Source organism: Morganella psychrotolerans, assembly GCF_965118875.1.
GTDB classification, from domain to species: domain Bacteria; phylum Pseudomonadota; class Gammaproteobacteria; order Enterobacterales; family Enterobacteriaceae; genus Morganella; species Morganella psychrotolerans_C.
Genome location: NZ_CBCPJD010000011.1, coordinates 56,704 through 83,648, shown reverse-complemented (window position 1 = coordinate 83,648; position 26,945 = coordinate 56,704). Strand labels below are relative to the sequence as shown.

Below are 26,945 nucleotides of genomic sequence, written 5' to 3'. Positions count from 1 at the left end.
ATGCTCCCCGTCTATCTTCCCTTGCCGCCTGCCTGCATCCTGAATGACGTTGGGTAGGGTTAAAAGGCCGGAACATACGGCAGAATACCGCGCTCAAGCATTTTTTGACTACCCAGACTGTAATTGCTGCTCAGACCACGTAATTCGACATTAAACGTCCATTTATTATCGTATTCACTGGCTTCATTTTTCCAGCCGATGATTTTACGTTCATAACCGACGTTGGCTGCCCAGCAACAGGTATTGTACTGAAGCCCGACTAACTGGCTGGCCGGTTGCTGCTCTTTGGTATCATAATAATACTGTCCGACAAATGCCCACTGCTCCGCGACAGGCCAGCTTGCAACCACACCAACCTGTGAAATACCCTGTTGGTTTGCCGGTGAGACATATTTTTCACCATATTGGGTATTCTGACGCATCGCCTGAATATAATCGCGATCCACATACCGGTAATTTAGTTGGATCAGGCGCTCTGCATCCTGACGGTACTCCATCGTAACATTGGACATCGCGACACTGCCCAGACGGCGGTCATACTGAAGGCCGGCTTTCATACCCCAGTTGTCGTTATAACGCCACATGGTGTCGCCTGCCCAGACCATTGAGCCAATTTCATCTTTTTCATCCACAACGGTTTTACTGCTGTCACCGGTTCGCGGACGTTCAAAGTAATAGATTTGACCCACAGAAACATTAAAACGTTCAACTAATTCATCATCATAAATCCGGCTGGTTACCCCGGTCGTAACCTGGTTGGCGGACGCGATGCGATCCAGACCGCTGTACATACGGTCCCGGAATAGTCCGCTGTAACTTGATTGCAGCAATGTGGAGTCGAAGTTATTGATATTATCCTGATTTTTATACGGGACATACAGGTACTGCACTCGGGGTTCTAACGTCTGGGTAAAGGCGTCGTCAAAGAACGTCGGACGCTCAAAAATCATTTTTGCATCAGTTTTAAACTGCGGCAAAACCCGGGTGACCGTTTTATCCAGATCTTTATTGGCATCTATGTCAGGAATATCCTGATCATAGTGGGTCGCCATCAGCTTGGCTTCAGTATTAAAACTTGCCCAGCCGTTAGACAGCGGCAGGTTGAGTGTCGGCTCGGCATGCAGTCGGGTGGCATCCGGTTTATTTGCGCCCACACTGGTAAAGCGGACAGCCTGACCGTATGCACGGAAATCAAAGACCCCGAGGTCGCTTTTATAGTAGTTGAGATCTAACTGCGGCTCAGCACGATACGAGGTCGCATTGTCATTATTGGTCAGGATCTGGAACTGTTTGGTGGTTACTGTGGCGTTCCAGTTTGATTTACGGATGCCGACTGCTAATTTCTGCGTGGCATAGCCGTCAGTTGAGTTACCGTATGCGGAGGTAAAGTCAGTAAAATAGCGGGAATCACTGACCTTGGTGTAATCCGATGAGAACCACCAATCCTGTGCAAATGAACCACTGTGACCCCAGTAGAGTAACCAGCGATCATCAGACTCCCGTTTTGACCACTCTTCTTTCGGTGCAGCTTTTTTGTCATCACGGTATTGCTTGTCATCCATCAGGAAGTCAAACGCAAGCGTACCGCTGCCAAGGCCGGTCAGGTAACGGAATTCGTTATCCATTTTCAGACCGCGCTTACTGAAGTAGTGCGGTGTGATAGTCGCATCGTAATTCGGTGCGATATTCCAGTAATACGGCAGGGTAAATTCCAGCCCTGACGATTTTGAATAGCTGCCGTTAGGGATAAGAAAACCGGAGCGGCGTTTATCCCCGATAGGCAATTGCAGATACGGGCTGTAAAAAACCGGGACATTGGCGATGCGGAAGCGGGCATTCCAGATTTCAGCCACTTGTTCGTCCTGGTCAATAATGACTTCTGAGCCTTTAACGCTCCAGCTGTCATTACCCGGCAGGCAAGAGGTAAAAATTCCGTTGTCGAGGATGGTATAGCGGTTTTCACCGCGAAGCTTCATCTTATCCGCTTCACCATGCCCCTGGCGACCGACCATCTGATAATTACCCTGATCAACATCAGCATCGTTATTATCGAGATTGAGCCAGGCTTTAGGCCCTTTCAGGCGGATCTGCGGATCGGAATAATGCACATCACCGGTTGCGGTCGCGATGCGTACAGGTGCTGCGGTATCTTCACCGGTTTGTGTAACTTCCACTTCATCGGCTTTCAGATTCTGGTTACCTGAACGAATATTCACATCGCCGGCATATTTTACCGCGTGCGGATATTGTCCTGACATACCTGCCGCGTTGATGTTGACAGGGAAGTCCCCGGCTTTACCATCGACAATTGGTTCATCATAAACCGGGACGCCCAGCATACATTGCTCGGCAAGAGTGGCGTGCGCCGCCTGACTATATAATGCTGCCCAGATGATGGTGGCCAGCAGGGTTGGATAACTCTTCTTCATAAGTATGTCTGCAATTCCGTCCTCGGTAGCACAGTGCCCGAACGCCAAAAGCTTAATTTACACGGAAAAAGAGCGCAGGTGAAACGCGTTTCCGTGTCTAAATGGCGTTAGGCATCGTACAGAATGGGTAGTATGATAATGCAAAATTGCGTCAAGGGCATTGTCGAATTGAGGAGTATATGCACTATTTGGGAAAAATCATCGGAATTTTATTAGGCATGATGTCCGGCGCCGGTTTTTGGGGCGTTTTTCTCGGCTTTCTTATAGGTCATGCGATTGATAAAGTCCGCTCACAACAGCGAAACGGCTCCTTTACCAACAACCAGTCCCGGCAGGCGCTTTTTTTTATCACCACATTTCAGATTTTAGGCCATCTGACCAAATCTAAAGGCCGGGTGACCGAGTCCGATATCTATCTCGCGACCGCGCTGATGGATAGAATGCAGTTGCACGGCGACTCGCGGACTCAGGCACAAAATGCCTTCCGTGAAGGAAAATCAGCGGGCTTTCCGCTGCGTGATGCACTGCGACAACTGCGCCGTGCCTGTTACGGACGTGCTGATCTGCTGCGCATGTTTCTTGAGATTCAGATCCAGGCTGCATTTGGTGATGGTGAATTGCATCCGAACGAGCGTCAGGTTCTTCTGGTTATTGCAGAAGAGCTGGGCATTGCGCGCCATCAGTTTGAAACTGTATTGGCAATGATGCAGGGGCAAATGCACCGGGGCGGACAGGGCGGATATCAGCAGTACTCTCAGCAGGGCTCTTATCGCACACAGGGTGCAGACCTTGCGGCCGCTTTCAGGGTGCTGGGTGTGCAGGAAAGCGATGACAGTACTGTTATCAAACGCGCTTACCGCAAGCTGATGAGTGAACACCATCCGGACAAACTGGTGGCGAAAGGTTTACCACCGGAAATGATGGAATTGGCGAAAGAGAAAGCACAATCTATACAAGCCGCGTATGATCTCATTAAAAAAGAGAAAGGCTTTAAATAGTGCTGCCTGTTTGTATTTTACCGGGTTAATCATTGTTATCAGTGAAGTGCCGGGCGGATCATATTCTTTTCATATAATTGCTATAAAATATAACTGTAGTTGACGATCGGCGATCACAGTTGAAAATCCACGTAAATATTTTATTAAATATGTTAAGGATATGATCCATGGCCAATACCCGTGTTCTTATCGGAGTAGCAGGGTTAGCACTTTGCCTGATTCTTGCCTCACTGAATTCGGTGACCGTGTTATTTCATTAAAAATCAGCTTCACAGATAAAATTCAGCGGCGTTCCGTGCGCCGGATGCGTGATTGACAGCGCCTGCGCATGTAATTGCAGGCGGGGCGCTGACGTTCTTGCTTCATCATGCGCATAAAAGCGATCACCCAGTATCGGGTGTCCGATTGCCAGCATATGAACCCGTAACTGATGTGAGCGCCCGGTCACCGGGGACAGTTTCATCCTGGTTGCGTGAGGTTCATATTCCAGCACTTCATAGCCGGTCTGCGCTGATTTTCCGGTTTCAAAACACACTTTTTGTTTAGGGCGATTCGGCCAGTCACAAATCAGGGGTAAATCCACTATTCCCGTTTTTTCCTCTATTCTTCCCCACACGCGGGCCAGATAGGTTTTCTTCGGCTCACGTTCACGGAATTGCCGTTTAAGTTCCCGCTCAGCGGCTTTGGTTAAGGCAACCACAATAATACCGCTGGTCGCCATATCAAGCCGGTGAACAGATTCAGCCTGTGGATAATCCCGCAGAATACGGGTCATCACACTGTCTTTATGTTCCGGCGCACGACCGGGCACGGAAAGCAACCCGCTTGGTTTATTCACCACGATGATGTGCTCATCCTGAAAGAGGATATTCAGCCAGGGATCAGCCGGCGGATTATAGGGTTCCATTAGCATGGGGTCACCAGATGAGAGGCGCCCGGCAGTCTGTTTCTGCCGGGCTGCGGGTTATTGATGTGAAACCACGATCAGGCGGATAGCATCGAGACGCCAGTTAGCTTCATCCAGGTGTGACAGGATCTGCTGACGCTCTTCTTCAATCGCATCAACTTCATCATCACGAATGTTAGGGTTCACGGATTTCAGTGCCAGCAGGCGGTTATGTTCCAGTGTCAGATGCTGATCAGCCAGTACTTTTGCTGCATCAATACACTCACGCGCCTGACCGGCAATCACGTCTTCTGACTGACGCAGAACCTGATGAACATCACTTTGCACGGCATTGACAAATTTGCTGCCGGTATGGCGGTTCAGTGCATTCAGCTGACGGTTAAAGCTTTCAAACTCCACCTGAGCGGCAAGGTTATTACCTTTAGCATCCATCAGCAGGCGAACCGGCGTTGGTGGCAGGAAGCGGGTAAGCTGAAGATTTTTCGGTGCCTGAGCTTCTACCACATAGATAAGTTCGGTCAGCAGTGTGCCGACCGGCAGGGCTTTATTTTTCAGTACTGAAACCGCACAACTGCCTGTATCACCGGACAGAATAAGATCCAGTCCGTTGCGGATAATCGGGTGTTCCCAGCTGATAAACTGGGTATCTTCGCGGGAAAGCGCCTGCTCACGTTTGAAGGTTACCGTGCAGCCATCTTCCGGCAGACCCGGAAAATCCGGCACCAGCATGTGGTCTGACGGCGTCAGGGCAATCATGTTATCGCTGCGGTCATCCTGATTGATGCCGACGATATCAAACAGATTCAGCGCAAAGGTAACCAGTTCAGTATCATCATCCTGCGCGGCTATTTGTGCGGCAATTTCATTTCCGGCTTCGCCACCGTTGGAGTGCATTTCCAGCAGGCGGTCACGACCCTGTTCCAGTTGCAGCTTGAGAACATCATGGGTTTTGCGGCATTCGGTAATGAAATCATCAAACCCGGTAAGATCTGTCGGGTTCGCCATCATGGTTATCAGCGTATCGTAATAGCGATCATAGATGGAACGACCGGTCGGGCAGGTGTATTCGAATGCATCCAGTCCCTCGTGGAACCAGCGCAACAGCACGGCCTGCGCGGTATGTTCCAGATACGGAATGCTTATCTGAATATCCCGTTTCTGTCCGATGCGGTCGAGACGCCCGATGCGCTGCTCCAGCAGATCCGGGTTAAACGGCAGGTCAAACATCACTAACTGGTTGGCAAACTGGAAGTTGCGACCTTCAGAGCCAATCTCAGAGCAGAGCAGCACCTGTGCGCCATTCTCTTCGGAGGCAAACCAGGCTGCTGCCCGGTCACGTTCCAGCAATGACAGGTTTTCATGGAACACGGCGGCGTGAATGCCTTCGCGCTCACGTAAGACCTGTTCGAGTTGCAGAGCAGTCGCCGCCTGGGCACAAATCACCAGCACTTTTTCATTGCGGTTTGCCAGAAGGAAGCCGAGCAGCCATTCCACGCGCGGATCAAAGTTCCACCAGGTGGCATTTTCGCCTTCAAATTCCTGATAAATCTGCTCCGGATAGAGCATTTCGCGTGCTTTGACTTCAGTTGTTTTTTTGCTGCCCATAATACCGGCGACTTTGATAGCCGTCTGATATTGTGCCGGTAACGGCATTTTAATAGCGTGCAGTTCACGACGCGGGAAGCCTTTCACGCCGTTGCGGGTGTTGCGGAACAATAAACGGCTGGTGCCGTGTCTGTCCATCAGCATCCGGGTCAGCTCCTGACGGGCGTTATCGCCATCTTCGCTGTCGGTATTCGCGGCCTTGAGCAGCGGTTCAATATCCTGCTCGGCGATAAGGTCATGAATTGCATTTTGCTGATCTTTGGTCAGTGGAGTGCGTTCAAGCAACACTGCCACGGCATCTGCGACCGGTTGGTATTTTTGCTGCTCGGCGACAAAAGCCGGGAAATCATGGAAACGGTTCGGGTCCAGCAGGCGCAGACGCGCAAAGTGGCTCTCCATACCGAGTTGTTCAGGGGTGGCTGTCAGCAGAAGTACTGAAGGTGTGATTTCTGCCAGTGTTTCAATAACCTGATACTCACGGCTTGGCGACTCTTCATGCCAGACCAGGTGATGTGCTTCATCCACAACCAGCATGTCCCAGCCCGCGTCACATAAATGCTCAAAGCGCGGTTTGCTTTTACGGACAAAATCCAGTGAGCAGAGCACCAGTTGTTCGGTATCAAACGGGTTATCGCTCTGGTTCAGTGCTTCGGTGTAACGGCTGTCATCAAACAGGGAAAAGCGCAGATTAAAGCGGCGCAGCATTTCGACCAGCCACTGATACTGAAGACTTTCCGGTACGACGATGAGGATGCGTTCAGCGCGCCCTGCCATCAGTTGCTGATGGATAATCATCCCGGCTTCGATAGTTTTACCCAGACCAACTTCATCTGCCAGCAGGACACGCGGTGCATGGCGCTTGCCCACTTCGTTGGCGATAAACAGCTGATGCGGAATAAGACTGGCACGGATCCCACGCAGGCCGCTGGTGGCGCGGCGGTATTCTTCGCTCAGAAATTTACGTGCGCGGTAGCGCAGTGAAAAGCGATCCATCCGGTCAATCTGACCGGCAAACAGGCGATCCTGTGGTTTACTGAATGTCAGTTTACTGTCGAGAAAGACTTCACGCAGGCAGACATTTTCTTCGCCGGTATCGGTACGCTGTCCGATATAGGTTAACAGACCGTCATTCTCTTCAACAGCGGTCACACTGAGCTGCCAGCCTTCATGACTGGTGACAGTATCCCCTTCGTTGAACATCACGCGGGTAATAGGCGCATCGGCAGAAGCATAAAGGCGGTTTTCGCCGGTAGCAGGAAAAAGAAGGGTAATCATCCGGGCGTCGACAGATACAAGAGTACCTAATCCCAGCTCGCTTTCAGTATCGCTGATCCAGCGTTGACCAAGAGTAAACGGCATATTTTTGGGCTCGATTCTATTATTCAGGGCTAGTTTGATAAATGCTGTGAATATCATTACCGGCAGCGTTACGTAATTATCACGCTGACAGAAAAACACCGGTCAGTCAGGAACTCAGCGTCTGCTGTCGTGCTCCGTCCCCGGTGTTAAAAGCAGTAAAGGGGCGCTATGTTAATCCATAAGATCCGCATCGTCACCTGTAAAATGGCAAAATTAAAACGGCATTAATAATTGCCCGGTTAACAGTGTGGTGAAGTCATCCTGCATAAACGGCAAAATGGCATCTGCAATTGGCATCAGTTGTTTATTGATATAGTGCTCATAGTCCACAGGCGCTGTCAGTATTTCCAGTGGCTGCGGTCCTGCGCGGGTAATGATATAGCTTATCCGCGCACCCCGCTGATACTGCTGCGGACGTTTCATGCGGATATTATACTCGTCTGCAATGCGTGCTGCTTTGACATGGGGCGGCACATTACGCTGATAATCTGCCAGCGGACGCCGAAGGCGTTTGCGGTAAACCAGCCGGTCATCATAGCGCCCGGCGAGTGTGTCGCGCACATAATCACGGATAAATTGCTGATACGGCATTTTATCGAAAATCAGCCGGTACAGTGTTTGCTGAAAATGCTGTGCGAGAGGTGTCCAGTCACTGCGCACGGTTTCCAGCCCGCGGAATACCAGTGTATCCCCCGCCAGCCCTGCGTAACGTTTTTTGCTGCCCTGTTCTGTGCCGCGGATAGTCGGCATCAGAAAACGGCGGTAATGTGTTTCGTATTCAATTTCCAGGGCAGATGTCAGGCCGTATTCATCATTCAGGTGATTGCGCCACCAAAGATTAATTTCCTCCACCAGTCGGCGGCCGATCAGCTCTGCATCCTCGTCACTGTGCGTGCCTTTCAGCCAGACAAAGGTGGAATCAGTATCACCATAAATTACCTGGTAGCCGAGCGATTCAATAATGGTGCGGGTTTTGCGCATAATATCGTGCCCGCGCATGGTCACAGATGAGCTCAGTCGCGGATCATAAAAACGGCATCCGGTGGCACCGAGCACGCCGCAGAAGGCATTCATAATAATTTTCAGTGCCTGTGACAGGGGTTTGTCACCATGTTGTTTGGCGACATCCCGTTCATGCCATATTCGGCTGACAATATCCGGCAGACAGTGATGTTCACGGGAAAAACAGGCGCCTTTAAAACCCGGAACGGCGGGTTCCGGTGCTGAAAGCCCTTCCACCATGCCGATGGGATCAATCAGAAACGTACAGATGATAGAGGGATACAGACTCTTGAAATCCAGCACAACAACCGAGTCATACAAGCCCGGGAGAGAGTCCATCACAAAGCCGCCCGGGATAGGTTCACCGGGTTTTTCACCCGGATCCGGTGCCACATAGCCTTTGCGGTGCATTGACGGCAGATAAAGATGCGTAAATGCCGCGACAGACCCGCCCATGCGATCCACTGCCAGCCCGGTGACGGCAGCGCGCGCCAGCAGAAACTCGGTCAGGTGAGTGTGTTCAAAAATCCGCATCACCAGGCGGCAATCCTGAAGATTGTAGCGCGCGAGCGCCGGTTTATCTTCACGAAAGCGCCGGTTGATTTCATCCATGCGGTCGTAAGGGGTATCACTGTCTTTGCCTTCACCGAGCAGTGCCTGTGAAACCGCTTCCAGACTGAAAGAAGGAAATTGCCAGGTCGCCGCTTTCAGGGCATCGATACCATCAATAATGAGTCGTCCTCGCGCACCGGCAAAAAATTGCCCCGGTTTGAAACCGTGCTCCCGCCATGAGAGCGGCGTATTATTACGACCGAAGAGCAGCGGGATCTGATACTTTTCCGCGTGCTGTTGTAATACACGCAGATCAAACTGGATCAGGCTCCAGCCGATAATCATGTCCGGATCGTGCTCTGCCAGCCACTGATTCAGGCGGTGCAGTAAGTCCGGACGGCGCGGGACATATTCCAGGGTAAAATCCGGGTTTGTCAGAGGCGTGCCGTTTTCCGGACCGAGCATAAAGACGGTATCCGCCCCGCAGCCGGACAGCCCGATAGAATAGAGATCACCGAATTCAGTTGTTTCAATGTCCAGAGAGACAATTTTCAGTGCCGGGCGGTAATCCGGGTGTGGCTTCATCAGAACATGACCATCGGGCTGCGGTTGGACCCAGACGGATGCCGTAATAAAGCGCTCCATTAAATAGCGCTCACAGGGGCGGATATCGGCTTCATAAAGATGAAGATTCATTTCGCCCAGCTGTTTTTCCAGTTGTTGTAACTTCCGGTACTGACGGCAATAAACGGCGCTGACCGCATCACGCTGAAAATCCCGCAGGGGAAGTTCCGTGAGTGTTGCACCCTGTGTATTATCAATAAACGGGCGGCTTTCTGCCAGCTCGCGGTGCGGAACAAACCCGACCGCCTGCTGTACCGGCACAGAGACATATCGCGGACCATTATCTGTCGCCAGCCAGTAGCTGACTTCAATACCGCGCGGAGTGTCTGACCAGTGGCGGGTCAGTATAAAACCGGCCTCCGCCGGTGTCGCCACCTGACGGGAGGAAGCGCTTTCCTGCCCTGTCATCACTGTTTATCCGTTCTGCTGAATAAAAAATAACTATAGCAGAGAGGTGTGATTATACACAGTGCTTATGTGCGGAACGGGTTACTTTCTGATACCGAGGATCGCGGCGGCCGGAACCTCTCCGCTGACCAGTGCAGCGGTAGAGCCGTCGTAGGCAATATGCCCGTCATCGACCACCATTGCGCGCGGGGCTATGCGGGCGGCATCATCCGGATTGTGTGACACCATCAGCAGGGTAAGCTGACGGGTTTCACAAATAGTCTCCAGCAGCGCGAGCATTTCATTGCGCAGTGCCGGGTCCAGTGCAGAAAAAGGCTCATCCAGCAAGAGTATGGGTTGTGAGCGCACCAGACACCGTGTGAGCGCGACGCGCTGGCGTTGCCCGCCGGATAGCTGAGAGGGCAGGCGGCTGAGCAGCGGCGTGAGGGAAACCTGCTCCGCAATGTGTGCCAGCTCTGTTTTCTGTTTTGTATTCAGTTTCATACCGGGGTGAAAACCCAGGGCAATATTTTGCTCAGCAGTCAGGTGTGCAAACAGATTATTTTCCTGAAACAGCATGGAAACCGGACGCATTGCGGGCGGGGTACGAGTGTGATCGCCGCCGTTGAGGCGGATAGTCCCGCTTTGGGCAAACTGAAAGCCGGCAACCAGTGACAACAGGGTACTTTTACCCGCGCCACTGGGACCGAGAATCGCCACTCTTTCGCCGGTATCAACAGTAAAATCAAATTCCATCGTTTGTTGCTGATACGGGTAATGCACCCTGTTTAAATGGATCATGGACGTTTTCCCGGTAAGCGTTCCAGCAGACTGAACAGCCCGAAACACAGTAATAATAAAAGGAGCGCGGTTACAGCAGCATCCGCATTGCGGTAAGCGCCAATTTGCTGATAAAGATAGAACGGCAATGTGCGGAAATCTTCATTACCAAACAGGGCGATAACCCCGAAATCCCCGACAGACAGTACACTGGCGAAAGCGAGCGCCTGCGCCAGCGGATTGCGCAGGGCGCGCAGTTCAATCAGCCGCAGGCGGTTAAATCCTTCAATATTCAGTGAGGTGCAGAGCGGATTATAGCGCTCGGCTAAATCGCGCATCGGGTTATCCAGTACTTTCAGGGCATAGGGGATAGCCATCAGGGAATTAGTCAAAATCACTAATCCGTAGGGGAGCGCGCCCAAATCGGTGGTGCCGGTGGTGTTATTGAGGATCAGGAAAAAACCGGTCGCCAGCACAATGCCCGGCATGGCGAGGATCAGCAGCCCGGAAAGCTCCATCGCCTGTCCGGCTCTGACGGCCCGGCGCAGGCGTAGCTCACGGCTGCTCCATAACAGCATCATGGTCAGCAGTACGCAGGTAAGCCCGGAAGCCAGCGCAATTCCCAGAGAGGTAAAGAAAGCCCGCCAGAGTGCGGGTTGTTGTAATACCCGCAGGAGTCCGGGGTTCAGTCCGTCAGCTATAATCGCAAAGAACGGCGGCAGCAAAAACAGTAAAGCGCAGAGAATAATGGCGCCGTCAGCCAGCTTACGCGGCAGAGTATCCTGCGGATTACGCCATTGCAGTGACTGGGTAAAGCCAACTGAAAAATGCCCTGAGAGCCGCTGACTGACCAGCACCAGCCCGATGCAGAAGGTAAGCTGAATAAGCGCGAGCAATGCAGCGCGTCCGATATCAAAGTCATAATTCAGTGCCTGATAAATCGCCAGCTCAATGGTTGTTGCCGCCGGACCGCCGCCGAGAGCCAGTACAGTCGCGAAGCTGGCAAAACAGAGCATAAAAATCAGTGCGGCAGTGGGCAGCAGTTGCCTGCGCAGATATGGCCACTCCACAATACGAAAATGCTGCCACTCATTCATATTCAGTTGCGCGGCAAGCTGGCGTTGCTCGGTGGCAATACTGTCGAGCTGCTGATACAGCATACGGGTTGCGAGCGGCATATTAAAAAAGAGATGCGCCAGCAAAATGCCCTGTAATCCATAAGGCGTGAAAGAATAGTGCAGACCCAAAAAATCTGAAATATGCGCCAGCCAGCCGTTACGTCCGTAAACAGACAGAATACCGAACACCGCGACCAGTACCGGCAGCACCAGCGTCATGGCGCATAAACGCAGAAACTGAATCCGTCCCGGAAAGCGCCGCCGCCACAGTGCGCGGGCAAGAAAAATCGCCGGGATCACAGAGAACACGGCGGATAAAAACGCCTGCCAGAGCGTGAAGCGGACAACATGCCACAGATAGCTGTCATCACGGATCTGCTGCCAGTCTGTCTCCGGGGCGTTAAACCACAGCGCACCAAAGGCGCTGACGGCGACCAGGATCAGAAGACCTGTCGCCAGCGCGCCCGGGATCAGATATGACGCAATTAACGGCTGACTGCGCTTTGCCATATACGGATCCACTGATTGCGTTCTTTTGCGACTTCTTTTGCATCAAATTCCAGGGTTTTCACCGGTTTCGGCATTTTGTCATAAACCGGTGGCAGTGGAATATCAATAACCGGATACATCCAGTTGGTGGTCGGCAGAGTGTTCTGGAAACCCGGCGTCAGCATAAATTGCATAAATTGTTCTGCCAGTTCAGGCTGTTTGGATGCAGCAAGAACACCCGCCATTTCTATCTGGAGATAATGCCCCTCATCAAACAGCGCAGCAGCATAGTTATCTTTTTTATCCGCCAGCATGTGATAGCCCGGTGAAGAGGTGTAGCTCAGAACGAGATCTGCCTCACCTTTGAGGAATAAGCCGTAAGATTCACTCCAGCCTTTGGTGACGGTCAGGGTTTTCTTCGCCATCTTTTCCCATTGCGCTGCCACATCTGTGCCGTAGAGTTTTTCCATCCACAACAAAAGACCAAGCCCCGGCGTGCTGGTACGCGGATCCTGATAAATAATCGTGAGTTTCTGGTCACTGTTCAGTAACTCTTTCATGCTTTTTGGCGGGTTAGGCAGAGTTTCTTTGTTGTAGATAAAGGCAAACCAGCCGTAGTCATAAGGGATAAACGTTTTGCTGTGCCATTCGACCGGTAATACCAGTTTTGACTGGTCAACATGACTCTCTTTAAACAGCCCGGTGTCTTGTGCCGCCTGCATCAGGTTGTTATCCAGACCTAAAATAATATCAGCCTGTGATTTTTTTCCTTCCATGCGCAGACGGTTGAGTAATGTCACACCATCACTTAACCCGACCAGTTTGAGTTCGCAGCCGCATTGTGCTTCAAAATTTTTCTTAATTTCCGGTCCCGGTCCCCACTCGGCGACAAAAGAGTCATAGGTATAGATAGTCAGAACCGGTTTGTTGCTATCAGCCGCAGCATGAAAAGAGATAGAGAGAAGGACGGCAATACTGCCGGCAGCAAGATTTTTTGTCAGTTTATGTAACACTTTGCGCTCCTGTAAGAGAAGGATTGGCAAAGGATCTGAGTGCAGCATTGTGGCGACAGGCAGTCCTGTCAGCAGTGGCGGCTCAAATCCCTACGCCGGTATTAACCGGATCAGGTTCCTCGGGTGTTATCTCAGCAGTGCGTATCCGAAGACCGCGCTGCACCCCGTTGAGATGGGAGTAGTGTAGTGTTTTCCCCGGGAAATACAATTATGCGCGTCATCCTTTGTCCTGTAGCTGTGTTGGCTGCACTCAGGAAACCGGGTCACATACTGGTGTATGCTCCTTTACGCGTCATCCTGCGTCCTGTAGCTGTGTTGGCTGCACTCAGGAAACCGGGTCACATACTGGTGTATGCTCCCCGGTTTCTTTCGGTTGCCGCCTTGCCACAGAACACATGATTTTGCGTAAAATTCTGTCTGGTTTTAGGGACGATTATTTAGCGTAAAATGACATCCCGCCTCAGAACAAATGATTTAGTTCAGTATGTAATATTGTATTATTTCATTCGCTTAGATATTTATTTCCGGCTGGATCACCGGTGGTGAAACCGGTCTGGAAATCCTGTCTGATTTATACCGCTGTGCAGGCACCGGGGGCAGGAGTGCGGCGGGCTGAAGGATTTTGAGTATAGAGGTTTACCCCATGGTGGGAGTGTGAAACAATTGGTTATCTTTCAGTTTTTTGTTTCCGAGGTAGTCGAGTGATTGATGATGATGGCTACCGCCCGAATGTCGGGATTGTAATTTGTAATAAGGAAGGCCAGGTTTTATGGGCCCGCCGCTATGGACAGCACTCGTGGCAGTTTCCTCAGGGAGGTATTAATCCCGGCGAATCACCGGAACAGGCCATGTACCGTGAGTTGTTTGAGGAAGTCGGTTTAACGCGTAAAGATGTGCGCATCCTGGCGGTGACGCGCAACTGGTTACGTTACAAATTACCCAAACGTTTGGTGCGTTGGGATACCAAACCGGTTTGTATCGGTCAGAAGCAGCGCTGGTTTTTACTGCAACTGCTCTGCGAAGACAAAGAGGTCAATGTTGCCTGCAGTAAATCGCCTGAATTTGATGGCTGGCGCTGGGTAACGTATTGGTATCCTGTTCGTCAGGTAGTCTCTTTCAAGCGTGATGTTTATCGCCGCGTGATGAAAGAGTTTTCTGCCATTGTAATGCCTGCCAACAGCGAAGCGACGGCTGTGCGGGCTCCGTTTCCCTATCGTCGCCGACGTCAGAATTAGGGAGAACAGATGCTGACGCGTTTACGTGAAGTGATTGAAAAAGTGGCAGCCGCCGCCGATCTCGCGGAAGCGCTGGAGCTGCTGGTTAAGGAAACCTGTCAGGCGATGGGAACAGATGTTTGTTCTATCTACCTGGCAGATAACCAGCATCACTGTTTTTATCTGATGGCAACGCAGGGTCTGAAAAAGCCCCGTGGCCATGCTGTCAGTCTCGCGTTTGGCGAAGGCGTGGTCGGTCATGTCGGTCGTCAGGCCGAGCTTATCAATATCGCGGATGTCCGCGAACATCCCGGTTTTAAATATCTCCCTCAGGTTAAAGAAGATAATCTGCGCGCCTTTCTCGGTACGCCGGTTGTCTATCGTCGCCAGTTACTTGGTGTGCTGGTGGTTCAGCAGAAAGAGAAACGCCTGTTCAGTGAGACGGAAGAGTCTTTTATTGTCACTCTGGCGATGCAGTTAGCTGTAATACTGGCACAGGCGCAAACCAAAGGATTGTTCGGGCAGTTTCGTCAGACCCGGATCCAGGCGATTCCGGTGTCATCCGGTATTGTGATGGCGTATGGCTGGGAAGATCGTTCTCAGCCGGTACTTGAGCTGGTATCCGAAGCGTCTGCGCTGGACAGCGCGCAGGAACGGTTACGTCTGAGTAAAGCGCTGGAGGATGCTACGGCGGAATGCCGGCGCATCAGCAAGCGTTTTAATTCTGCGGCTCAAAAAGAGAGCTCTGCTATTTTTGATCTCTATTCTCATCTGCTCAATGATCCGCAACTGAAAAAAGGTCTGTTCAGTATTGTGGAGCAGGGGTTTGTGGCGGAATGGGCCGTGAAAACAGTGATTGAAAAATTTGCGGCTCAGTTTGCTGAGTTACAGGACAGTTATATGCGGGAACGGGCAACCGACCTGCGGGCGCTGGGGCAGCGGTTGCTGTTTCATCTTGATGATAACTTTACCGGCAGTAATCAGTGGCCGGAGCGTTTTGTGCTGGTGGCAGATGAACTGAGTGTCAGCCTGCTGGCTGAACTGCCGCAGGAGCAGCTTGCCGGGGTTGTTGTGCGTGATGGCGCCACACACTCGCACTCTGCTATTCTGGTCAGAGCGATGGGGATACCCGTCATTATGGGAGCCGATATCCAGCCCGAACTGCTGCATAACAGGCTGCTTATTCTGGATGGCTACCGGGGTGTGGTGTATATCGAGCCGGAACCTCTGATAGCGCAGGAATTCCGCCAGATTATCGAACAGGAACAGGTCATCAGCCAACTGGCGGAAGATGAACTGAGCCGCTCTGCAGCACTGAAAAGTGGTGAGCGTATTTCTGTGCAGCTCAATGCCGGGCTCAGCCTGAAGTACGAGCAAAAGATAGTTAAAAGCATCGACGGGATTGGTTTATACCGTACGGAAATTCCGTTTCTCGTGCATAATGGTTTTCCGTCAGAAGAGGAGCAGAAAGTCCGTTATCAGGATATGCTGCAACTCTTTGCCGGTAAGCCGGTTGTTTTGCGGACACTGGATATCGGGGCTGACAAGCAATTACCGTATATGCCGATCAGCGAGGAAAATCCGTGTCTGGGCTGGCGTGGCATCCGTGTGATGCTGGATCAGCCGGAGATTTTTCTTATTCAGTTACGGGCGATGGTACGGGCGAACATCGGGCTGAATAACCTGAAAGTGTTATTCCCGATGGTCTCCGGATTGGCAGAGGTGGAAGAGGCAATCCGGTTGTTGGACCGCGCCTGTGAAGAAGTTTCTGCACTGACCGGGGAAACGGTAAAACGACCGCCGGTCGGCGTTATGCTGGAAGTCCCGTCACTGCTGTTTATGTTGCCGGAACTGAAACAATGCATTGATTTTATCTCCGTCGGCACGAATGATTTAACCCAGTATCTGCTGGCGGTTGACCGGAATAATACCCATGTTGCACCGCTGTATGATTCGCTCAATCCGGCAGTATTGCGTATGCTGAATTTTGTTCAGCAGGAAACATCCCGTCTGGGTCTTCCGGTTTCTGTCTGCGGAGAAATGGCGGCGAATCCATTAGGTGCAATGATCCTGGTTGGTTTGGGCTATCGTCAGCTGAGTATGAACGGGCGAAGTATTCCGCGAATTAAATATTTACTGCACCATCTTGATGCCGGGGCACTTAAACCGCTGCTTGCATCATTGCTGGATGCACATACGGCAGCTGAAATCCGTGCAAAAGCAGAGCTGTTTATTGAGAATCAGGGGCTGGCGCAGCTTATCCGCGGCAGTGTTTAACGGACAACAATGACGCACGGCGGCATGTTGTTCTGATAGTCCTATTTTACCGGTAAGCGGGAAGTCTTCTGCCTGCCGGGCAACCACTGTGTGAGGTACGATGAGTATTACTTATCTGGCATTTCCCGATATTGATCCTATCATTTTTTCCGTTGGTCCTCTGGCGTTGCGCTGGTACGGGCTGATGTATCTTGTGGGGTTTGTTTTTGCCATGTGGCTGGCAAACCGCAGGGCAGATAAACCGGGCAGCGGCTGGAAACGCAGTGAGGTTGAAACACTGTTATATGCCGGATTTGTCGGGGTTTTCCTCGGTGGTCGTATCGGTTATGTTCTGTTTTATAATTTCCCTCTGTTTATGGATAATCCACTTTATCTGCTTAAAGTCTGGGACGGCGGTATGTCCTTCCACGGCGGATTGGTGGGTGTAATTATTGCCATGTGGTGGTTTGCTCACCGCACAAAACGTCATTTCCTTCAGGTTTCTGATTTTATTGCACCGCTTATTCCGTTTGGTCTGGGTATGGGTCGTATCGGTAACTTTATCAATGGCGAATTGTGGGGGCGTGTCACGCTGGATACGCCGTGGGCGTTTCTGTTCCCGACATCCTATGGTGAGGATGTGAAACTGGTGGCGGCGGATCCGTCCCTGTTACCGGTGCTTGAACAGTACGGCGTGCTGCCGCGCCACCCGTCACAGCTTTATGAAATGCTGCTTGAAGGGGTAGTGCTCTTTATTATTCTTAATGTGTTTGTCCGTAAATCCCGGCCAATGGGCAGTGTGTCAGGTCTGTTCCTGATAGGCTACGGTCTGTTCCGTATTATTGTTGAGTTCTTCCGCCAGCCGGATTCACAACTCGGGTTATTCAGCGGGATCAGTATGGGGCAAATTCTTTCTGTGCCGATGATAATCATTGGTGTGTTAATGATGATATGGGCGTTTAAGCGTCCTGATAACCAAAAGAAAAGTGAAGAGGTAAAATGAAACAGTATCTGGAACTAATGCAGAAGGTGCTTGATGAAGGCACGCCAAAAGATGATCGTACCGGCACCGGTACTTTATCCATCTTCGGGCATCAGATGCGTTTCAATTTACAGGATGGTTTCCCGATGGTAACCACCAAGCGCTGTCATATCCGCTCCATCATTCATGAACTGCTGTGGTTTTTACAAGGTGATACCAATACGCAATATCTGCGTGATAACGGCGTGACTATCTGGGATGAATGGGCGGATGAAAATGGTAACCTGGGACCGGTGTACGGCAAACAATGGCGCGCATGGGGTGCGGCAGACGGCACTCAGATTGACCAGATCAAACGCGTTATTGAACAGCTGAAAAGCGATCCTGACTCCCGCCGTATTATTGTTTCGGCCTGGAATGTCGGTGAACTGGATCAGATGGCTCTGGCGCCGTGCCATGCATTTTTCCAGTTCTATGTTGCAGACGGTAAGTTATCCTGCCAGTTGTATCAGCGCTCTTGTGATGTTTTCCTGGGTCTGCCGTTCAATATCGCCAGCTACGCCTTGTTAGTACATATGATGGCGCAGCAGTGTGACCTGGAAGTCGGCGACTTTGTCTGGACCGGCGGTGATACCCATTTGTACAGCAACCATATGGAACAGACTCACCGCCAGTTAAGCCGTGAGCCGCGTGCATTACCGAAACTGATTATCAAACGTAAACCGGCATCTCTGTTTGATTATCACTTCGATGATTTTGAAATCGAAGGCTATGACCCGCATCCGGGAATTAAAGCACCGGTCGCTATCTGATTTCAGCGCGCACAGCGCACAGTAAAATCCAAATTGTTAAAGAGCGGCGGTGTCCGCTCTTTTTTATCGCTTTCGCCCCGCTATCTCCACTGCTGTTTTCCCGTCAAAATATAATCGTCGGCACAACACGAAAAAAAGATGATCGTTTTCAGTGTATGGCTGTTATTTCTTCCTGTTGCATCGCATTTATTACCGCCTTCAGTACCGGATATTGATAAACCCGCTATTTTTTCATCAGGATCAACCCGGGCAGACGCAACGATGCAGACAGAAAAAGGGATCTCACTGATGGAAATGATAATCGTGTTTTTTATTATGGCGTTACCCGTAACTATGCTGGGGGTGTCATGGGAAAATTTCAGGGAAAAACGGCATCTGACAGAGACAGCGGCACTGTTTCATCAGTATCTCAGCAGCCATAAGCTGCGGGCAACCTACCTGAATGAAACCAGGCAAATATCCATTGTTTTTGGTGATAACAGCGGCGCCTGTCATCAGGTTTCGCCGGCTGTCTGTGACAGAGAAACTGACGGATTTACACCGCTGGAGGGTGTGCGTATTGCCTCCGGTACAATCAATACAGTGTTGTTCTGGGGAACCCGGCATACCGCATCTGCCGCCAGTTTTTTGCTGGAGAACAGGCAAGGGCAGATAAAGCTGATTATTTCAGCTCCCGGGCGTATCCGGTTATGTACCCCGGGTCAGTTGTCCGGTATTCCGGCGTGTTGATAATGACCTTGTCATCACGGGGCTCTCTTCTGCTTGAGATGCTGGTCAGTATGGCAGTCAGCGCCATATTGCTGGTGACGATTACCCGGTTTTTTCCGGTTCTCTGCCGGGATGTAACGAATACATACCGGCAATATAAACTGGATAATATTATGCGTGAGACGCTGTTACGGCTGGAAAAAGATCTCCGGAGGACGGCCTTTTGCCGGGGAAACTGTCAGGGTAAACCATTACAGATAGCGGCAAAAAAGGGGGAACCGGCAAACAGTTGCGTTATCGTCGCTTATGATCTTAACCATAACAGCCGCTGGGAGCGCAATACACGGAAAACCGGCGAGCATTTCGGGTATCGCCTGAACAAAAATGCGCTGGAATGGACCCGCAATGCGCTGAGCTGCCAGGAGCCAGGATGGGAAAAAGTGACGGATAACCGGCAGATTGTTGTGACGCGTTTTTCCGTTACGCCGGTCAGCCTTCATCAGCAAAGTGGCTTACAGTTATCGTTAACACTGACCGGCAAAGAAAAACCGGTGCTGCAACGAAACGGAGAAAGCCTGATTGCAACACCCAATTATCATCCGTAACAGCGTGGGTCGGCGTGAAAAAACAATGCAGGGCAGTGCGCTGATGATGATGATCATGCTTCTGCTGGGTGTCGCCCTGATGTTGTTATCCGTCCTGCACCGGTTTTACCAGACTGAGTGGCGCAACGGACAGGATGAAATTGCCTTTTATCAGGCAGATGCCGGAGCGGCGTCTGCACTGACGTGGGGAATGACACTGCGCTGGTCCCAAAGTGAGCTTGTCAGAGAGCCGTTATATTGCAGGACAGCGGCGGACCCGGTACTGAAAAGTTGTCTCCGGCGGCTGAAGGGAAATCGTTTTTTATTACAGGGCAGTTCATTCTCGCCCTGGTTCAGACAAAATATATCTCATTATCAGCTTGTTACTGCAACGACGCAGGGTAATGAAATCACGCTGACAGCGCAGGCACAGGGATGGAGTGACTTTTGCCCTCCGGATCTGAAACCAGGTTGTGCGGGGTACAGTAAGACAGGAGAAAAAGATGAATGAGAGGGGGATGTCGTTACCGGAAGTGCTTATTTGTGCTTTTGTTTTTGCGGTATTGATGACCGGCTTATTACGTTATCATCAACTCCTTAACAGCGGAAAACACCGGCAGTATGATGATGTCAGTACAGTACGCCGGTTACATCAGATGATGCAGTTTACCGCAGATCCCGGTACATTACAGCAGATGATGAAAACAGCGTTATCTTCCCGGCGGCAATGGGAAAATAAACAGGAAAACGTGGCGCCGGGCTGTGTTTCCGTTACTATCCGTTTAGTCTCTTCCGGAGAGCGCCAGTTAACCGCCAGCCGATGGCAATGCATGCAAGGGCAGAAAAATGTTTACGATTTATCACTCCAATGATTTGGATCTGCTGAAAGATATTATCTGCCATATTATTGATACTGATAAGATTGCGGATCCATTCCGCCCGGAAACGGTTCTCGTGCAAAGTCCGGGAATGTCACAGTGGTTACAGATTGCGCTGGCGGAAAAACTGGGTATTGCGGCAAATATTGATTTCCCGCTGCCCGCAACCTTTATCTGGGATATGTTTACCCGTGTATTGCCGGGTATCCCGAAAGAGAGTGCATTCAGTAAAGGTGCAATGACATGGAAACTGATGTCTCTGTTACCGCAGCGCCTTGAGGATCCGGACTTTACCCCGCTGCGCCATTATCTGGATGATGATAGCGACAAACGCAAACTTCATCAGCTTTCAGGCCGTATCGCGGACTTATTTGACCAATATCTTGTTTACCGCCCGGACTGGCTGACCGCATGGGAAGGCGACACGCTGGTTGACGGACTGAGTCAGAACCAGGCCTGGCAAAAATCGCTGTGGCAGGATTTACAGACACTGACGCGTACGCTGGATCAACCGCAATGGCATCGTGCAAATCTTTATCAGCGTTTTATTGATGTGCTGAATCAGGGGGATCCACACATCATGGCAAATTTACCTCCCCGGCTGTTTATCTGTGGTATTTCTGCATTGCCGCCTGTTTATTTGCAGGCACTGCGCGCCCTCGGGCAGCATACCCATATTCATCTGATGTTTACCAATCCCTGCCAATATTACTGGGGCGATATTCAGAACCCGGCATCACTGCGCCGGATGCTGGCACGTAAGCCGCAAAGCTATTGGGATAAGAAGGCTGTCAGCTGGTTTAAATCTGACGACGATGCCTCTTCACTTTTTAATTTTGAAGCCGATGGTGAGCAAAATATCGGTAATCCGCTGCTGGCGTCCTGGGGGCGTTTAGGGCGGGATAATCTCTGGTTTCTGGAAGAGATTGACGATGCTCATGTTATTAAAGCGTTTGTTGACTACACGCCGGATACATTACTGACTACTGTTCAGCAGGATATTCTTGATTTGGCTGACTACAGCCGCGTGGGTAAGACGAAAGAAGAGTTCTCGGTGAGTGAAGACCGGCGGATTCTTGCAGATAACGACCGCTCACTGAGCTTCCATTCCTGTCATAGTCCTCAGCGGGAAGTTGAAGTTTTACAGGATTACTTACTTAATTTACTTGAGAATAATCCTCTGCTCACACCGCGTGACATTATTGTGATGGTAGCGGATATCGACAGTTACTCTCCGTACATTCAGGCAGTATTTGGTCATGGTAATGACAACCGCTACCTGCCATTTGCTATTTCTGACCGCAAAGCCCGTCAGGCACACCCTGTTTTACAAGCGGTATTAACCCTGCTGGAGTTGCCGCAGAGCCGCTTCACATCAGAACATGTGCTCAGTTTGCTGGAAGTACCTGCGATTGCTCAACAATTTGGTCTGGATGAAAGCGATTTGCCGCTGTTACGTCGCTGGGTCAGTGGTTCGGGTGTCCGCTGGGGGCTGGATGATGACAACATCAAATCTTTTTCATTGCCGGTTTTTGGTCAGAATACCTGGAAATTCGGTTTGGAACGTATGTTGCTCGGGTATGCTATGGCGCAGCAGGAAGGCACCTGGCGCGGGATACTCCCGTATGATGATGCATCCGGTATTGCCGCCGGAAGAGTCGGTCAGCTCGCGGCATTTATTGATACCCTGAGCCGGTGGCAGGATATTCTGAGTGAAACCCGTACACCGGTACAGTGGCGTGAAACCGGCGCTGAGCTACTTTCTGCTTTCTTTGCGGTAACGCCGGATACCGGGCCTGTGCTCAGCATGGTACTGCAACAGTGGCAGCAGGTGCTGGAGCAGGCAATAAAAGCCTGTTATGACGATGAAGTACCACTTTCCCTGATCCGTGACGAGCTCTCTCTGCGGCTGGATGATGAAAAAATCAGTCAGCGCTTTTTATCAGGTGCGATTAATTTTTGTACACTGATGCCGATGCGTTCGATCCCGTTTAAGGTTGTTTGTCTGTTGGGGATGAATGACGGTGTGTATCCGCGGAATATTCCGCCTCTGGGGTTTGATCTGATGGCAGAGCTGGCGCGTCGCGGCGACCGCAAGCGCCGGGATGATGACCGCTATCTTTTCCTTGAGGCACTGAGCTCTGCAAAAGAGCATTTATATATCAGTTATATCGGGCGTTCTATCCGCGATAACGAAGAGCGCAATCCGTCGGTCTTAGTCAGTGAGTTACTGGAATATATCGGGTTAAATTTTTGCCTGAAAAAAGACCGTCCGGAAAATTTGGATACCAGCCGGAAAGCCATTGAGAACCATCTGACTGTTTGTCATTCACGAGTTCCCTTTGCGGCAGAAAATTACCGTGAAGGCGCTGAATTTCAGAGCTTTGCGCCTCAGTGGCTGCCTGCGGCGCTGGGACAGGGACGGGCACAGGGGCAATTTAATGTGCCGGTTCCGGCTGAATCTGTGACAGATATTACACTGGAGAAGCTTTTACGGTTTTACCGCCACCCGATCCGCGCTTTTTTTCAGCAGCGTCTGAAAGTCCATTTTGATATTGAAGATGTCGCACTGCCGGAGGAAGAGCCGTTTAGTGTTGATAACTTACAGCGCTACGGGTTTAACACACAGTTGCTTGACGCGCTGGTGGACGGTGAGTCAGAAGAACAGGTGTTTACCACCCTGAAAGCCGCCGGATCGTTACCCGCAGGGGCATTTGCACAGGTTTACTGGGAAGATCAGTTACAGGAAATGGATGTACTGGCGGAAAAAGTCCGCCGGGCGCGCGCAGAATCAAAGAGTGAGTTGTTCTGCTATGGTGTGGGGCCTTATACATTAACCGGACAATTAGCGGGTGTTCAGAATGACGGATTACTGCGCTGGCGTGCCGCCGCGCTGACTGCGGTTGACGGGCTGCGCCTGTGGATTGAGCATCTGGTTTATAGCCTGAGTGACCGGCAGCAATTCAGCCGGTCGTTCGGGCGTAATGATACCGCATGGATTTTTGAACCGCTGACAGCCGCACAGGCGCAACAGTATCTGCAACCATTACTGGATGTGTTTGTTCAGGGGCTTAATGAACCATTGCCTGTTTTCATTAAGAGTGGCTGGGCATGGCTGAGCACACTGGCAGATGAAAAAAGTGGTGAACTCTCTGATGATGAAGCACTCCAACATAAAGCCGCATCGCTGCTGCTACAGACATTGCAGGGTGGTTTTCAGTTTAATGGTGAAGCAGAGGATGACTATGTGGTTCGTGCATTCCGCCATTTTGATACAGAACTTCTCGGGGTGACTAAGCAGCTTTCGCAACAATTATTTTTGCCGATGTTCCATCATCAGAAAAACAGGGAGAATCAGGCTGATGCCTAAACAACTAGTGCAGTTTATCTTTACACTGCTTTTCTTTTTTACCGGTGCGAACGCACTTGCACAGAATGCATGGCAGGTTTTACCGGATGAGATAGAAAAAAGTGAGAATGACCCGCGTCAGTATCAGGCAATTACCCTGAAAAATGACATGACTGTTCTGCTGATTTCAGACAGTGCTGCCCGCAAATCTGCGGCAGCAATCAGCCTGGCGATAGGCAGTATGGATGAGCCGCAGAGCCAGGCAGGACTGGCGCATTATCTGGAGCACATGGTACTGATGGGATCAAAACGTTTCCCTGAACCCGGAAACTTCAGTGATTATCTTGCTAAACATGGCGGAAGCCATAACGCCAGTACGGGATCGAATTACACTGACTTTTACTTTGAAGTTGAAAACAGCGCACTGAAAGGTGCCACTGAGCGCCTGGCTGATGCTCTGGCTGAGCCGCTGCTTGATCCGGTGAATGCAGATAAAGAGCGAAATGCGGTTAATGCAGAACTGACAATGGCGCGCTCCCGTGACGGTCACCGTATGTATCAGGTACGGGCTGAAACCTGGAACCCCGCGCACCCGATCTCCCGTTTTTCCGGTGGTAATCTGGATACACTGAAAGATAAACCGGGCAGTATCCTGCATGAAGAATTGCTCAAATTCTACAACACATACTATTCATCAAACCTGATGAAAGGTGTGCTGTACGGACCTGAATCCACTGAAGAGCTGGCTGTTCTTGCAAACAATACATTCGGGACAATCCCGAACCGTAAAGCGGCCATTCCGCAGATTACGGTGCCGCTTATCACTGCAGCCGAGCAACAGAAAATTATTCACTATGTTCCGGCTCAGCCTCAGAAATCCCTGGATTTTGAATTTGTTATTGATAACAACAACAAAGATTTCCGTAAACAAACAGACACTTACATTGCTTACCTGTTGGGGAGCCGCAGTGAAGGAACATTAGCAAACTGGCTGATATCAAAAGGTCTTGCAGAGAATATCAGCGCATCCGCTTCTTCTGATCTGGCGCGGAATCAGGGTATTTTTATTATCTCTGTGGCGCTGACTGATGAAGGCATGTTAAAGCGTGATGAAATCACCGCTGCGGTGTTTTCTTATCTGAATTTGATTAAAGAAAAAGGAATTAGTAAAGCCTATTTCGATGAGATAGCCCGGGTAAACGGACTGGCATTCCGTTACAACTCTATTGTCCGTGATATGGGCTATGTTGAGTCTCTGGCGAATACCATGATGGATTATCCGGTCAGTAATATCCTGAACGTCGGCTATCTTGCTGATGACTGGGATCAGGCTGCGATTAAAGCGCGGTTCAGTGATTTAACACCGGAAAAAGCCCGTATCTGGTACACCAGCCCGGATGAACCAAGCAATAAGAAAGCCTATTTTGTGGATGCGCCGTATCAGGTGGATAATGTAACCGCCGCGCAACTCGATAAATGGCGTAAGTCTGAACGTGATTTTCATTTCTCTCTGCCGGCATTGAACCCGTTCATTCCGGATAACTTTGATTTGATCAAAAAAGAGAAACAGGAAAAACCGGTACAACTGACAGACACGGCAAAATCACGTCTGTTCTACATGCCGAGCCAGTATTTTGCTGACGAACCTAAAGCGATTATTGCACTGGAACTGCGCAACAAAAATACCAACCGAACCGCGAAAGATTTTGTCACCAGTTCTGTGCTCAGCTATATCAGTGAACTGAAACTGAACCAGCTTCGTTATCAGGCCGGTGTGGCGGGAATGGGGATTAACATCAGCGATGATGATGGACTGAATATCAGCGCGGATGGCTACTCTCAGCACTTACCTGAGCTTCTGACTACCGCAATCGGGCAGTATCAGACCTTTACACCGACGGCTGCTGAACTGACTCAGGCAAAATCCTGGTATCGTGAGCAGGTTGCCGTCTCAAATAACGGCAAAGCGTATGAAATGGCAATGCGCCCGTTCAGCCGCCTGAAATATGTGCCATATTTTGAGGAAAAAGATCGTCTCGCCGCACTTGAAACGATTACAGAAAAAGATGTGACTGAATTCCGTGATCGCCTGATCCGTGAAGGTGCGTTACAGATGTTTATTTTTGGTAACGTTACGGCACAGCAGGCAGAACAGATTGCTGCAAAAGCACAGGCACAGCTTGGCTCGCAGGGAACACAATGGTGGGTGGGTGATTACTACGTTATCGACAAAACCCTGAAACCGAATTTTGATGAGAAAGCGAACAGTACAGACAATGCACTGGCGAATATTTTTATCCCGACAGGATATTCACGCACTGAGGGCGCGGCATTCTCTTCTGTATTATCAAAAATTCTGCATCCGTGGTTCTACGATCAATTGCGGACACAGGAACAACTGGGTTATGCCCTGTTTGCCTTTAATCCGGGCTTTGGTCGTCAGTGGGGGATAGGTTTTCTGATACAGAGCAATGAAAAAAATCCGGCATATCTGTCACAGCGTTTTAATGATTTCTATGTGAAAACGGAAAAACGGTTACAGGCGCTGGATAATGCGGAGTTTGATAAATACCGCGGAGCACTGCTGACTGAACTGACTCAGCCGCCGGAAACCTTTGCAGAAGAAGCATCCCGTTATTCATTTGATTTCAAAAATAACTATTTTGATTTTAATACCCGTGCACAGACTATTGATGCGGTGAAAAAAATGACAAAACAGGATGTGGTGACATTCTATGAGAAAGCGGTTATGTCGAAAAACGGACTGGCACTTTATTCTCAGGTAACAGGAACCGGCGGTAAAGCGGATGATTATGCGAAGCCGGAAGGCTGGACAACCTATCCGTCAGTGACAGAGTTTCAGTCGCTGTTGCCTGTGAAAGAGGAAATCCGGTAAGTC

18 protein-coding genes and 1 riboswitch are annotated in these 26,945 nt (G+C 50.5%); of the genes, 11 read left to right on the top strand and 7 right to left on the bottom strand.

What is annotated here, in order from left to right; translation table 11 throughout:
• Nucleotides 1-59: 59 nt before the first annotated feature.
• Nucleotides 60-2,429: an LPS assembly protein LptD gene (lptD, locus tag ACMHKJ_RS12480; protein ID WP_413494324.1), complete on the bottom strand. Its 2,370-nt coding sequence runs from the start codon at nt 2,427-2,429 to the stop codon at nt 60-62.
• A 179-nt stretch (nt 2,430-2,608) separates the two neighbouring features.
• On the opposite strand from lptD, the gene djlA reads away from it, so the two are divergent.
• Complete coding sequence (gene djlA / locus ACMHKJ_RS12475) at nt 2,609-3,427, top strand: co-chaperone DjlA (RefSeq protein ID WP_150385053.1); 819 nt, start codon at nt 2,609-2,611, stop codon at nt 3,425-3,427.
• 256 nt (nt 3,428-3,683) lie between these two features.
• Here djlA and rluA read toward each other — a convergent pair whose 3' ends face one another.
• The 6 genes from rluA to thiB form a co-directional block, all read right to left on the bottom strand.
• The gene (gene rluA / locus ACMHKJ_RS12470) at nt 3,684-4,334 is read right to left on the bottom strand and encodes a bifunctional tRNA pseudouridine(32) synthase/23S rRNA pseudouridine(746) synthase RluA (RefSeq protein WP_413494501.1); all 651 of its coding nucleotides are present in this window, start codon (nt 4,332-4,334) and stop codon (nt 3,684-3,686) included.
• Between the two features lie 57 nt (nt 4,335-4,391).
• Nucleotides 4,392-7,298 (bottom strand): RNA polymerase-associated protein RapA, encoded by a 2,907-nt coding sequence (rapA, locus tag ACMHKJ_RS12465; protein WP_413494499.1) that lies wholly within the window; start codon nt 7,296-7,298, stop codon nt 4,392-4,394.
• 213 nt (nt 7,299-7,511) lie between these two features.
• Nucleotides 7,512-9,884 (bottom strand): DNA polymerase II, encoded by a 2,373-nt coding sequence (locus tag ACMHKJ_RS12460; RefSeq protein WP_413494498.1) that lies wholly within the window; start codon nt 9,882-9,884, stop codon nt 7,512-7,514.
• 81 nt (nt 9,885-9,965) lie between these two features.
• On the bottom strand, nt 9,966-10,664 hold the full coding sequence (gene thiQ, locus ACMHKJ_RS12455; protein WP_413494322.1) for a thiamine ABC transporter ATP-binding protein ThiQ: 699 nt from the start codon (nt 10,662-10,664) through the stop codon (nt 9,966-9,968).
• The gene (gene thiP / locus ACMHKJ_RS12450) at nt 10,661-12,271 is read right to left on the bottom strand and encodes a thiamine/thiamine pyrophosphate ABC transporter permease ThiP (protein WP_413494320.1); all 1,611 of its coding nucleotides are present in this window, start codon (nt 12,269-12,271) and stop codon (nt 10,661-10,663) included. The genes thiQ and thiP overlap by 4 nt, the downstream gene beginning before the upstream one ends.
• Nucleotides 12,247-13,251: a thiamine ABC transporter substrate binding subunit gene (gene thiB / locus ACMHKJ_RS12445; RefSeq protein WP_413494497.1), complete on the bottom strand. Its 1,005-nt coding sequence runs from the start codon at nt 13,249-13,251 to the stop codon at nt 12,247-12,249. Before thiB ends, thiP begins: the two co-directional genes overlap by 25 nt.
• An 81-nt stretch (nt 13,252-13,332) precedes the next feature.
• Nucleotides 13,333-13,440, bottom strand: a riboswitch (TPP riboswitch).
• 524 nt (nt 13,441-13,964) lie between these two features.
• On the opposite strand from thiB, the gene rppH reads away from it, so the two are divergent.
• The 10 genes from rppH to ptrA all read left to right on the top strand — a co-directional run bounded on the left by rppH (nt 13,965) and on the right by ptrA (nt 26,942).
• Complete coding sequence (gene rppH / locus ACMHKJ_RS12440) at nt 13,965-14,498, top strand: RNA pyrophosphohydrolase (RefSeq protein WP_150385055.1); 534 nt, start codon at nt 13,965-13,967, stop codon at nt 14,496-14,498.
• Between the two features lie 9 nt (nt 14,499-14,507).
• The gene (gene ptsP, locus ACMHKJ_RS12435) at nt 14,508-16,754 is read left to right on the top strand and encodes a phosphoenolpyruvate--protein phosphotransferase (RefSeq protein ID WP_413494317.1); all 2,247 of its coding nucleotides are present in this window, start codon (nt 14,508-14,510) and stop codon (nt 16,752-16,754) included.
• A gap of 100 nt (nt 16,755-16,854) precedes the next feature.
• Nucleotides 16,855-17,736 carry a prolipoprotein diacylglyceryl transferase gene (gene lgt / locus ACMHKJ_RS12430; protein WP_413494315.1) on the top strand — a complete coding sequence of 294 codons (882 nt, stop codon included), beginning with the start codon at nt 16,855-16,857 and terminating at the stop codon, nt 17,734-17,736.
• The gene (gene thyA, locus ACMHKJ_RS12425) at nt 17,733-18,527 is read left to right on the top strand and encodes a thymidylate synthase (RefSeq protein WP_067369361.1); all 795 of its coding nucleotides are present in this window, start codon (nt 17,733-17,735) and stop codon (nt 18,525-18,527) included. Before lgt ends, thyA begins: the two co-directional genes overlap by 4 nt.
• A 138-nt stretch (nt 18,528-18,665) precedes the next feature.
• Nucleotides 18,666-19,256: a peptidase gene (locus ACMHKJ_RS12420; protein ID WP_413494313.1), complete on the top strand. Its 591-nt coding sequence runs from the start codon at nt 18,666-18,668 to the stop codon at nt 19,254-19,256.
• A gap of 2 nt (nt 19,257-19,258) precedes the next feature.
• On the top strand, nt 19,259-19,840 hold the full coding sequence (locus tag ACMHKJ_RS12415; RefSeq protein ID WP_413494311.1) for a prepilin peptidase-dependent protein: 582 nt from the start codon (nt 19,259-19,261) through the stop codon (nt 19,838-19,840).
• On the top strand, nt 19,815-20,330 hold the full coding sequence (locus ACMHKJ_RS12410) for a YgdB family protein (RefSeq protein WP_413494309.1): 516 nt from the start codon (nt 19,815-19,817) through the stop codon (nt 20,328-20,330). The genes ACMHKJ_RS12415 and ACMHKJ_RS12410 overlap by 26 nt, the downstream gene beginning before the upstream one ends.
• Nucleotides 20,323-20,691 (top strand): prepilin-type N-terminal cleavage/methylation domain-containing protein, encoded by a 369-nt coding sequence (locus ACMHKJ_RS12405; RefSeq protein WP_413494308.1) that lies wholly within the window; start codon nt 20,323-20,325, stop codon nt 20,689-20,691. Before ACMHKJ_RS12410 ends, ACMHKJ_RS12405 begins: the two co-directional genes overlap by 8 nt.
• Complete coding sequence (gene recC, locus ACMHKJ_RS12400) at nt 20,666-24,067, top strand: exodeoxyribonuclease V subunit gamma (protein WP_413494307.1); 3,402 nt, start codon at nt 20,666-20,668, stop codon at nt 24,065-24,067. The genes ACMHKJ_RS12405 and recC overlap by 26 nt, the downstream gene beginning before the upstream one ends.
• Complete coding sequence (gene ptrA / locus ACMHKJ_RS12395; protein ID WP_413494305.1) at nt 24,060-26,942, top strand: pitrilysin; 2,883 nt, start codon at nt 24,060-24,062, stop codon at nt 26,940-26,942. The genes recC and ptrA overlap by 8 nt, the downstream gene beginning before the upstream one ends.
• The last annotated feature ends 3 nt before the right edge of the window (nt 26,943-26,945 follow it).

What these genes read in the sequence shown, in the direction of transcription:
- lptD (WP_413494324.1), bottom strand. Translation starts at nt 2,429, where the DNA reads ATGAAGAAGAGTTATCCAACCCTGCTGGCCACCATCATCTGGGCAGCA.
- djlA (WP_150385053.1), top strand. Translation starts at nt 2,609, where the DNA reads ATGCACTATTTGGGAAAAATCATCGGAATTTTATTAGGCATGATGTCC.
- rluA (WP_413494501.1), bottom strand. Translation starts at nt 4,334, where the DNA reads ATGGAACCCTATAATCCGCCGGCTGATCCCTGGCTGAATATCCTCTTT.
- rapA (WP_413494499.1), bottom strand. Translation starts at nt 7,298, where the DNA reads ATGCCGTTTACTCTTGGTCAACGCTGGATCAGCGATACTGAAAGCGAG.
- ACMHKJ_RS12460 (WP_413494498.1), bottom strand. Translation starts at nt 9,884, where the DNA reads ATGACAGGGCAGGAAAGCGCTTCCTCCCGTCAGGTGGCGACACCGGCG.
- thiQ (WP_413494322.1), bottom strand. Translation starts at nt 10,664, where the DNA reads ATGATCCATTTAAACAGGGTGCATTACCCGTATCAGCAACAAACGATG.
- thiP (WP_413494320.1), bottom strand. Translation starts at nt 12,271, where the DNA reads ATGGCAAAGCGCAGTCAGCCGTTAATTGCGTCATATCTGATCCCGGGC.
- ptsP (WP_413494317.1), top strand. Translation starts at nt 14,508, where the DNA reads ATGCTGACGCGTTTACGTGAAGTGATTGAAAAAGTGGCAGCCGCCGCC.
- lgt (WP_413494315.1), top strand. Translation starts at nt 16,855, where the DNA reads ATGAGTATTACTTATCTGGCATTTCCCGATATTGATCCTATCATTTTT.
- thyA (WP_067369361.1), top strand. Translation starts at nt 17,733, where the DNA reads ATGAAACAGTATCTGGAACTAATGCAGAAGGTGCTTGATGAAGGCACG.
- ACMHKJ_RS12420 (WP_413494313.1), top strand. Translation starts at nt 18,666, where the DNA reads ATGATCGTTTTCAGTGTATGGCTGTTATTTCTTCCTGTTGCATCGCAT.
- ACMHKJ_RS12415 (WP_413494311.1), top strand. Translation starts at nt 19,259, where the DNA reads ATGACCTTGTCATCACGGGGCTCTCTTCTGCTTGAGATGCTGGTCAGT.
- ACMHKJ_RS12405 (WP_413494308.1), top strand. Translation starts at nt 20,323, where the DNA reads ATGAATGAGAGGGGGATGTCGTTACCGGAAGTGCTTATTTGTGCTTTT.
- recC (WP_413494307.1), top strand. Translation starts at nt 20,666, where the DNA reads ATGTTTACGATTTATCACTCCAATGATTTGGATCTGCTGAAAGATATT.
- ptrA (WP_413494305.1), top strand. Translation starts at nt 24,060, where the DNA reads ATGCCTAAACAACTAGTGCAGTTTATCTTTACACTGCTTTTCTTTTTT.